Here is a 9,430-nt window from a genome sequence, read left to right on the forward strand (position 1 = left end):
GGCGGCTACAGCTCCGCCAGCAGCTCGGCCTTCTTCAGGGAGAACTCCTCGTCCGTCACGAGACCGGCCAGGTGCAGTTCCCCCAGGTGCCTGATCCGCTCGGCGATGTCGGCGGGATCACGGCGGCGCGACGGACCCGTGGGCACGGCCGCGGGCACGGCCGCCACCGGGCCGCGCGCCCGCACCGCGGCCAGCACCGCCGCGGCGAAGGGCAGCGACTCGTGGACGGGCCCGTAGCCGCGGCCGAAGACGACCGTCGCAGGATCCTGGTCGGGCCGGGCGGACCCGTCGGCGGCGGGGGAGCGGTGCAGCAGCCGCAGGTGCCCCTCGAACGCCTCGGGCGAGTGCCACTCGACGCCGCCGAGATCGGCGATCCGGAAGCTCTGGTCGCCGGCCTTCCACTTCGCCGAGGACGCGCCCGTCCGGGACCAGCGGAAGTGCACCGATGTCCCGTCGAAGCTCGCCTTCCCGTCGTACGCCTTGAAGTGCAGGGGTGCCTCGGGCGCGTCCACCAGATGGTGTTCGGCCGGGCCGGTCTCGGTGAGCCGCGGGCGCAGGTCACCCGCGTACTCCTCGGCGAGCCGGGCCCGCTCCGCGGGCACCACCAGCCGGTACGGGTCGCTGTGCTCCTTGAGCTGTCCGGCCGCCGCCTCCACGAGCGGGTCGGCGCCGGGCCGGGGCCGGGCGCGCAGCACGACCGAGCCGCGCCGGCCCGGGGAGAGCGTCACCCCCGCGAGCGCGGACACGGGGACCCGCCGTTCACCGAGCACCTGGAACAGCTTGGGTGTTCGAATCCCCCGTTCGTAACGGATGAGCACGGAGTCGGAGTCGAACTCCCAGGTGGCATGAAATCCGGCCAGTACGTCACCCATGCGGCTCATCGTATGCGGCGCGAGGTCTTTCCGTCGCTACCCGAGCAGACCGCACTTCCTGCACTTCTACGCGCGTTCGACCTTCGACGTGCCGGACAAATCCGCCCGGCACCCGGCGTCACTGCGGGCGCACGTCACCGAGCGGTATGCGCCGACCCCGACGTCCGCGAAGTTGCGCAGGCTGTCCGTGCCCGGTTCGAAATAGCCGCTGTGCCCCTCGGCGTCCCACGCCGACAGCACCCGCGCGCCGAACGCGGCGGAGACCGGATCGGCCCCGTGCCCCAGCCCGCCGACCTCCAGATACGGCACGTCCTGGATCCAGTCGCCGGCGTCCCGCATCGACCACACCCGGGCGCTCGTGCCCAGGTGCGCGGCGTTCGCGACCCGCATTCCCGGGCTGCCCGCCACCGCCAGGTCGGTCACCCGGCGCGGCATGCCGTGCGCGGCCACCCCGCAGACCACGGAGCCGTAGCTGTGGCAGAACAGCGCCACCGGGGCGGCGCCGGGCAGCGCCCGCAGCAGCGCGTTCAGCCGGACGGCGCCGTCCTCGGCGCGCATCGCGGTGGCCGCGTCGACGCCGAGGCCGTCCGGCGCGGTGTAGTCGGCCCAGGCGATCACGGCCGTACGGGTGGCGGGGCTCTGCGCACGCTCCGCCGCGTACAGGGCCTTGGCCATGCCGACCGGCGCCGAGTACGGGCTGTACGTCTTCTGGAAGGTGAGCACGTCGGTGTCGACACCGGGGACGACGACCGAGATCCGCTGGGCCGTCCGCAGGTTGCCGAACACCTCGGCGATCCGGCCCGAGCCCGCGGGGTCGAAGGCGAGGATGTGCCGGCCCTTGGCCATCAGCGCCTCGTAGCGGTGCATGCGGCGGCCCGCCTGCTGCTGCCCGTCGGGCGTGAGCCTGCTGTCGTGCATGCGTTTCTTCTCGACCTTGCGCGCCTGGTCGAGGGCGATGTGGTTGGCGCGGTAGCGCAGGTCGACCGGGGCGCCGTTCATGTTGCCGACCGCGAGCGGGTAGCGGTGCGCCAGGTGGGTGCGCTCCTGCGTGCCGAGCGAGGCGAAGAACCGGGTGAGCACGGCGGGGGCCGCGTTCGGGTCGGGCAGCCGGTGGCCGTGCAGGCTGCCGTGCTCCCAGGCCGAGAGGGAGACCTGTAGGGCGCTCGCCTCCCGGTGACTGCGCAGGGCGGTCCAGCCGGTGGTCGCGAGCATCACGAACACGACGGCCAGCGCGAGCAGCGCGCGCCAGACGTTGAGTTGCGGGGAGGTGTCGAAGGAAGTCACTGGGAGGACACACTAGGAGAACGAGAGGGTCTCGCGGTAACCAAGTGACAGGTCTCACCATTCGGCGGACACGGTGGGGGCCGATCCGGTGGACACGCCGGTGACCTGGTTCCGGGGCGTCGTCACCTGGTGCGATGTCGCCCGGTGCGGTGGGCGGTCGAGATCCGGCGCGGCGTCCGGTGGAGCGGTTTCCGTCGGTGGCGTCCCCTGAACGGCGGCGGCCTCAGCCCTGCCGCCAGCTCCCGATCAGTTCCGGTCCCACCTGATCGAGGTACCACCTGGTCAGGTCGCGCATCGCCGCAACGCTGAAGTCGTCGCCCATCGACCAGACGCGCCCCGTCAACCGCATGACCGCGCCGAACACGGCCACCAGGAGGCGCGGCCGCGGGTCCGTGTCGACGTCCACGCCCTCCCGCTCGGCGAGCAGCCGGGCCAGCGTGTCCTCCGTCTCCACCGAGCGGCGCAGATGGGCGGCGAGCAGCGCGGGCGTCGACTCGATCACCCGGAACATGCGCAGATACGTCTCGACCGGGACGACGAAGTCGATGGCCTCGTGCACGGTGTCCCAGCCCTCCAGCATGGCCTGGCGCAGCGCCTCCAGCGGGGGCTCGTGCGGCGGACGTTCCCGTACGGCCTGGATGAAATGGGCCTCGGCCATCGCCTGGACGGCGAAGGCGGCCTCCTCCTTTCCGGGGAAGTAGCGGAAGAAGGTGCGCTGCGACACCTCTACGGCGTCGGCGATCTCGTCGACGGTCGTCTGCTCGTACCCCTGCGCGGTGAAGAGGTCGAGGGCGACGTGCAGCAGCGCGTCCCGGGTACGGCGCTTCTTGCGCTCGCGCAGCGTCTCCACGACTGGCCTCCACCGGTTGAGCGAACTGTTCTTGCAGTTCAAGCTATATGTGATGGGCGTGACAGTTACCGGCTAGTGATTTGGTTTGTCAATTGTCAGAGGCTGTCATTAGCCTCGAAGGTATGACTAGTCAGACCACCATCGACGCGACGGGGTCGGAGGGCAGAGCGGACGGGCTTGCGACCGACCCGTCCGTCCCGGCTTCGGCCACCGGCCTGCGCGGCCACCCGTGGTTCACGCTCATCACCGTCGCCGTAGGGGTCATGATGGTGGCCCTCGACGGCACCATCGTGGCCATCGCCAACCCCGCCATCCAGAAGGACCTCGGCGCGACTTTCGCCCAGGTCCAGTGGATCACCAACGGTTACTTCCTCGCCCTCGCGGTCTCCCTGATCACCGCGGGCAAGCTCGGCGACCGGTTCGGTCACCGGCAGACCTTCCTGATCGGCGTCGTCGGCTTCGCGGCCGCGTCCGGCGCCATCGGCCTGTCCGACAGCATCGGACTGGTCGTCACCTTCCGCGTCTTCCAGGGCCTGTTCGGCGCGCTGCTGATGCCGGCCGCGCTCGGCCTGCTGCGGGCCACCTTCCCGGCCGAGAAGCTCAACATGGCCATCGGCATCTGGGGCATGGTCATCGGTGCCTCCACCGCGGGCGGCCCGATCCTCGGCGGCGTCCTGGTCGAGCACGTCAACTGGCAGTCGGTGTTCTTCATCAACGTGCCCGTCGGCGTCCTGGCGCTGGTCCTCGGCCTGCTGATCCTCCGGGACCACCGTGCCGACAACGCCCCGCGCTCCTTCGACATCCCCGGCATCGCGCTGCTGTCCGTCGCGATGTTCTGCCTCGTCTGGGCGCTCATCAAGGCGCCGGCGTGGGGCTGGGGCGACGGCAAGACGTGGGGTTTCCTCGTCGGCTCGATCCTCCTCTTCGTCGCCTTCTCCGTCTGGGAGACGAAGGTCAAGGAGCCGCTGATCCCGCTCGGCCTGTTCCGGTCCGTGGCGCTGTCGGCCGGTGTGGTGCTGATGGTCCTCATGGCCATCGCCTTCATGGGCGGCCTGTTCTTCGTCACGTTCTACCTCCAGAACGTGCACGGCATGAGCCCGATCGACGCCGGTCTGCACCTGCTCCCGCTCACCGGCATGATGATCGTCGGCTCCCCGCTGGCGGGCGCCATGATCACCAAGCTGGGCCCCCGGGTCCCGCTCGCGGGCGGCATGGCGCTCACGGCCATCGCGATGTACGGCATGTCGACGTTGGACACGGGCACCGGCAGCGGTGCGATGTCGCTCTGGTTCGCGCTGCTGGGCCTCGGCCTCGCCCCGGTCATGGTCGGCGCCACCGAGGTCATCGTCGGCAATGCCCCGATGGAGCTGTCCGGCGTGGCCGGCGGGCTCCAGCAGGCCGCGATGCAGATCGGCGGCAGCCTCGGTACGGCGGTGCTGGGCGCCGTGATGGCGTCCAAGGTCGACAGCGACCTGGCGGGCAACTGGACGCGGGCGGGGCTGCCGAAGCTCACGTCGGCGCAGCTCGCGCAGGCGTCCGAAGCGGTGCAGGTGGGTGTGGCGCCGGTGGCGAAGGGCACGCCCGGGGCCATCGCCTCGAAGATCACCACCGTTGCGCACGACACGTTCATCTCCGGCATGAGCCTGGCGTGTTTCGTGGCCGCGGGCGTCGCGGTCGTCGCCGTCCTGGTGGCGCTGCTGACCAAGCGCGGCGAGAACGCGGAGGCGGGTGCGGGCATGGGGCACATCTGAGCCCGCGCCCACCCGTCCGGCACACCGGATTCCGGGGAGTTCGCCTATCAGGGTGACTCCCCGGAAGATCCCTCGCCCTGACGCGCGCCCCGGGTCACAGTGGGTCAAGTCCTCCGCAGGGCATAGGGGGACGACGGGGGCGCGGCGCGCTGCTGGAGGGGGGCAGCGCGTTGCTCCCGTGCCGGGGGCTGCACGGTGATCTGTGACGGTTGCCGTCCGGCTGCGGCCGAGTGGGGGCTGGTCGCGCAGTTCCCCGCGCCCCTTATGGAGCCTGCTCGGTGATCTGTGAGGGTTGTTTTCCGGCTGCGGCTGGGTGGGGGTCGTTCGCGCAGTTCCCCGCGCCCCTAAAAGCGGCACGACCGCCCGCGGCGACCCTTCACCCCCACCCCACCCGCGCCCCCGTCAGGGGCGCGGGGAACTGCGCGACCGGCCCCCGCGGCGCCGCGCCCGCAAGCCGGTCGTTCCCGGCCCGCCACGCCCGTCGGGGGCGCGGGGAACTGCGCGCTCAGCCCCCGCGCTGCCGAGGCGGCAAGCCGGCCTTTCGTGGCTCGCCACCCCCCAGGGGCGCGGGGAACTGCGCGACCGGCCCCCACCCAGCCGCAGCCGCAAGCCGGTCGTTCCCGGCCCGCCACGCGCGCTCAGGGGCGCGGGGAACTGCGCGACCGGCCCCCGGCGGCGCCGCAGCCGCAAGCCGGCCGTTCCCGGACCGCCACGCGCGCTCAGGGGCGCGGGGAACTGCGCGAACGACCCCCGCGGCGCCGCAGCCGCAAGCCGGCCGTTCCCGGCCCGCCACGCGCGCTCAGGGGCGCGGGGAACTGCGCAAAAACCTCCACCCCAGCCGGGCCGAGGCCGTAACACCGCCCAACCGCCGGAGGGGCCTACGGCGAGACCTCCAACAGCCGATACCGATCAACCGCCTGCTTCAGCACCGAACGATCGACCTTGCCCTCCCGCGCCAACTCCGTCAGCACCGCCACCACGACCGACTGCGCGTCGATGTGGAAGAACCGCCGCGCCGCCCCCCGGGTGTCGGCGAACCCGAAGCCGTCCGCGCCCAGGGACTGGTAGGTCCCGGGCACCCACCGCGCGATCTGGTCCGGCACCGCCCGCATCCAGTCGGACACGGCCACGAACGGCCCCTCGGCCCCGCCCAGTTTCCGGGTGACGTACGGAGTGCGCTGCTCCTCCTCCGGATGCAGCAGGTTGTGCTCCTCGCACGCCACGGCCTCCCGCCGCAGCTCGCTCCAGGAGGTCGCCGACCAGACGTCCGCCCGCACGTTCCACTCCTCGCCGAGCAGCCGCTGCGCCTCAAGCGCCCACGGCACCGCGACACCGGAGGCCATGATCTGCGCCGGGATCGAGCCCGAGGTGCCCTCGCCGAGCCGGTGGATGCCCTTGAGGATGCCCTCGACGTCCACGTCCGCCGGTTCGGCCGGGTGCTGGATGGGCTCGTTGTAGACCGTGAGGTAGTAGAAGACGTCCTCGCCGTGCGGGTGCTCGGCGTCACCGCCGTACATCCGGCGCAGCCCGTCCTGCACGATGTGCGCGATCTCGTACCCGTACGCCGGGTCGTAGGCGACGCACGCCGGGTTGGTCGACGCGAGCAGCTGGGAGTGCCCGTCCGCGTGCTGGAGCCCCTCACCGGTCAGAGTCGTACGCCCGGCGGTCGCGCCCAGCACAAAACCGCGCGCCAGCTGGTCGGCCATCTGCCAGAACTGGTCACCGGTGCGCTGGAAACCGAACATCGAGTAGAAGACGTAGACCGGGATCAGCGGCTCGCCGTGGGTCGCGTAGGCCGAGCCCGCCGCGATCAGCGACGCCGTGCAGCCCGCCTCCGAGATGCCGTCGTGCAGCATCTGGCCGGTCGGCGACTCCTTGTAGGCGAGCAGCAGGTCCCGGTCCACCGACTCGTACTGCTGGCCGAGCGGGTTGTAGATCTTCGCGCTCGGGAAGAAGGAGTCCATGCCGAACGTACGGTACTCGTCCGGCGCGATCAGCACGAACCGGCGGCCGATCTCCTTGTCCCGCATGAGGTCCTTCAGCAGTCGTACGAACGCCATGGTCGTGGCGATGGACTGCTGGCCGGTGCCCTTCTTCACGGTCGCGTACGTCTTGTCGTCGGGCAGCGCGAGCGGCCGGGAGCGTACGACGCGGGTCGGGACGTAGCCGCCGAGACCCTTGCGCCGGTCGTGCATGTACTGCATCTCCGCCGAGTCCCGGCCCGGGTGGTAGTACGGCGGCGGGCCGGACTCCAGCTCCTTGTCGGAGATCGGCAGGTGCAGCCGGTCGCGGAAGTGCTTCAGGTCGTCGACCGTGAGCTTCTTCATCTGGTGGGTGGCGTTGCGGCCCTCGAAGTTCGGGCCCAGCGTCCAGCCCTTGATGGTCTTGGCGAGGATCACCGTCGGCTGGCCCTTGTGCGCCTTGGCCGCGGAGAACGCCGCGAAGATCTTCCGGTGGTCGTGACCGCCCCGCCCCAGGTGCAGGATCTGGTCGTCGGTCATGTGCTCGACCATCGCGCGCAGCCGGTGGTCGTCGCCGAAGAAGTGCCGCCGGATGTAGTCGCCGGACTCGGTGGCGTACGTCTGGAACTGGCCGTCCGGCGTGGTGTTCATCCTGTTGACCAGCACACCGTCCCGGTCCTGGGCGAGCAGCGGGTCCCAGGTGCGGTCCCAGACCAGCTTGATCACGTTCCAGCCGGCGCCCCGGAAGACCGACTCCAGCTCCTGGATGATCTTGCCGTTGCCGCGCACCGGCCCGTCCAGCCGCTGGAGGTTGCAGTTCACCACGAAGGTCAGGTTGTCCAGGCTCTCGCGGGCCGCGATGGTCAGCTGGCCCAGTGACTCCGGCTCGTCCATCTCGCCGTCGCCGAGGAACGCCCACACGTGCGACCCGGAGGTGTCCGCGATGCCGCGGGCCTGCATGTAGCGGTTCATCCGGGCCTGGAAGATCGCGGCGAGCGGGCCGAGTCCCATGGAGACCGTGGGGAACTCCCAGAAGTCCGGCATGGAGCGCGGGTGCGGATAGCTGGACAGCCCGTCGGGGTACCTCGACTTCTCCTGGCGGAAACCGTCGAGCTGGGCGTCGGTGAGCCGGTCGAGCAGGTACGCGCGCGCGTAGATGCCAGGAGAGGCGTGGCCCTGGAAGAAGACCTGGTCACCGCCGCTGCCGTCGTCCTTGCCGCGGAAGAAGTGGTTGAAGCCCACGTCGTACAGGGAGGCGGAGGAGGCGAAGGTGGCGATGTGGCCGCCGACGCCGATACCGGGGCGCTGGGCGCGCGAGACCATCACGGCCGCGTTCCAGCGGGTCGCGTTGAGGATCTTGCGCTCGATCTCCTCGTTGCCCGGGAAGAACGGCTCGTCCTTGGTCGCGATGGTGTTGACGTAGTCCGTGCTGCGCATCTCGGGCACGGCCACCCGCTTCTCGCGGGCCCGCTCGATCAGGCGGAGCATCAGGTAGCGGGCCCGCTCACGGCCGCGCTGGTCGACGGCGGCGTCCAGGGAGTCGAGCCACTCCTGGGTTTCCTCGGGGTCGAAGTCAGGAACCTGACTCGGCAGGCCGCCAATGATGATCGGATTGCGATCGGATCCGGAAGCCACGCTGTTCCTTACCTGTCAGAGGGCTGTTTTTCCGCTTTCGCTGCTTTCTCTGGGTCTCTCTGGGTCTCTCTGGGTCTCTTTGCGTGTCTCTGTGTCGCTCCCCATCGTGTACCTCGGGGCGACGTACGTCATCTCTGCCGTGCGGCGACGGGGCGCCCCGTGCGACCCCTCCCACCTCGCGTTACGGGCTCTCCACTCGAAACGCGGCGATACGCCCAGGGCGTATCGTTGCTGACAAAGTTGTTCGATAGACGTATACGCGGAGGATTTCGAACGGGGCAAATCGGGCAATAGGGTGTGGTGTGTGGCCGCCAGGCGCGCGATACGGTGCCAGGAGTTGCGACGACACGGCCGGGATCGTCACCGTTTCGACGGTCTGGAGGGCCGGGTACTTGCGCGATCCGCCCCGCCCGTGTGGACTACGGCCAATGCTTCGCGCACGCGCGTGGCTGAGTTATTCATCGAAACATGATCAGGAGGCAACCCGTGAGCGCGACCGCGGACCACGCGGAGGAGCGGACGAACCCTGCCGCCCGGCTGGGGTTCCAGCCCGGACAGGTGGTCCAGGAGATCGGCTACGACGAAGACGCCGAACAGGAGCTTCGTGAGGCCATCGAGGACACGATCGGCAGCGAGCTCGTCGACGAGGACTACGACGACGTGGCCGATGCCGTGGTGCTGTGGTTCCGCGACGAGGACGGCGACCTGACGGATGTGCTGGTGGACGCCACCACGTACATCGAAGAGGGCGGTTCGATCCTGCTGCTGACCCCGAAGACCGGGCGTGACGGCTACGTGGAGCCGAGCGACATCTCGGAGGCCGCGACGACCGCAGGTCTGTCTGCGTCCAAGAGCGTCAGCGTGGGCAAGGACTGGAGCGGTTCGCGTCTGGTGACGCCGAAGGCCGCGAAGTCGAAGCGGTGACCTTTTCCCAGAGGTGACCTTCCCAGAGGTGACGCCGGCCGCCGCGGTGACCGTCCTCGGGGGGTCTGTCCCCCCTTCACCCGCATCGGCCTGAACGGCCCGTCCTCGATCGCCGGACGGGCCCGTTCCCGCCGGGCTGGGCCGTATGGCCCC

General features: G+C 70.5%; 6 protein-coding genes. 2 read left to right on the forward strand and 4 right to left on the reverse strand.

Annotated elements, in window-relative coordinates:
• Window positions 1-5: 5 nt before the first annotated feature.
• From ACFC09_RS23810 to ACFC09_RS23820, 3 genes are all read right to left on the reverse strand, one after another.
• Window positions 6-872 carry a DUF4429 domain-containing protein gene (locus ACFC09_RS23810; protein WP_376531662.1) on the reverse strand — a complete coding sequence of 289 codons (867 nt, stop codon included), beginning with the start codon at window positions 870-872 and terminating at the stop codon, window positions 6-8.
• Between the two features lie 66 nt (window positions 873-938).
• Window positions 939-2,156: an alpha/beta hydrolase gene (locus ACFC09_RS23815; protein ID WP_376531664.1), complete on the reverse strand. Its 1,218-nt coding sequence runs from the start codon at window positions 2,154-2,156 to the stop codon at window positions 939-941.
• Between the two features lie 223 nt (window positions 2,157-2,379).
• Entirely contained in the window at window positions 2,380-3,006 is a 627-nt protein-coding gene (locus ACFC09_RS23820) for a TetR/AcrR family transcriptional regulator (RefSeq protein WP_376531666.1), read from the reverse strand.
• A 122-nt stretch (window positions 3,007-3,128) separates the two neighbouring features.
• Here ACFC09_RS23820 and ACFC09_RS23825 point away from each other — a divergent pair, with 122 nt between their 5' ends.
• On the forward strand, window positions 3,129-4,757 hold the full coding sequence (locus ACFC09_RS23825) for an MFS transporter (protein ID WP_376531668.1): 1,629 nt from the start codon (window positions 3,129-3,131) through the stop codon (window positions 4,755-4,757).
• 878 nt (window positions 4,758-5,635) lie between these two features.
• Here the strand turns inward: ACFC09_RS23825 and aceE are convergent.
• Entirely contained in the window at window positions 5,636-8,353 is a 2,718-nt protein-coding gene (aceE, locus tag ACFC09_RS23830) for a pyruvate dehydrogenase (acetyl-transferring), homodimeric type (RefSeq protein ID WP_376531670.1), read from the reverse strand.
• A 486-nt stretch (window positions 8,354-8,839) separates the two neighbouring features.
• Between aceE and ACFC09_RS23835 the strand changes: the two genes are divergently transcribed.
• The gene (locus ACFC09_RS23835) at window positions 8,840-9,277 is read left to right on the forward strand and encodes a DUF3052 domain-containing protein (protein WP_376531672.1); all 438 of its coding nucleotides are present in this window, start codon (window positions 8,840-8,842) and stop codon (window positions 9,275-9,277) included.
• The last annotated feature ends 153 nt before the right edge of the window (window positions 9,278-9,430 follow it).

This window comes from Streptomyces sp. NPDC056161, assembly GCF_042268025.1.
In the GTDB taxonomy this organism is placed as follows: Bacteria; Actinomycetota; Actinomycetes; order Streptomycetales; family Streptomycetaceae; genus Streptomyces.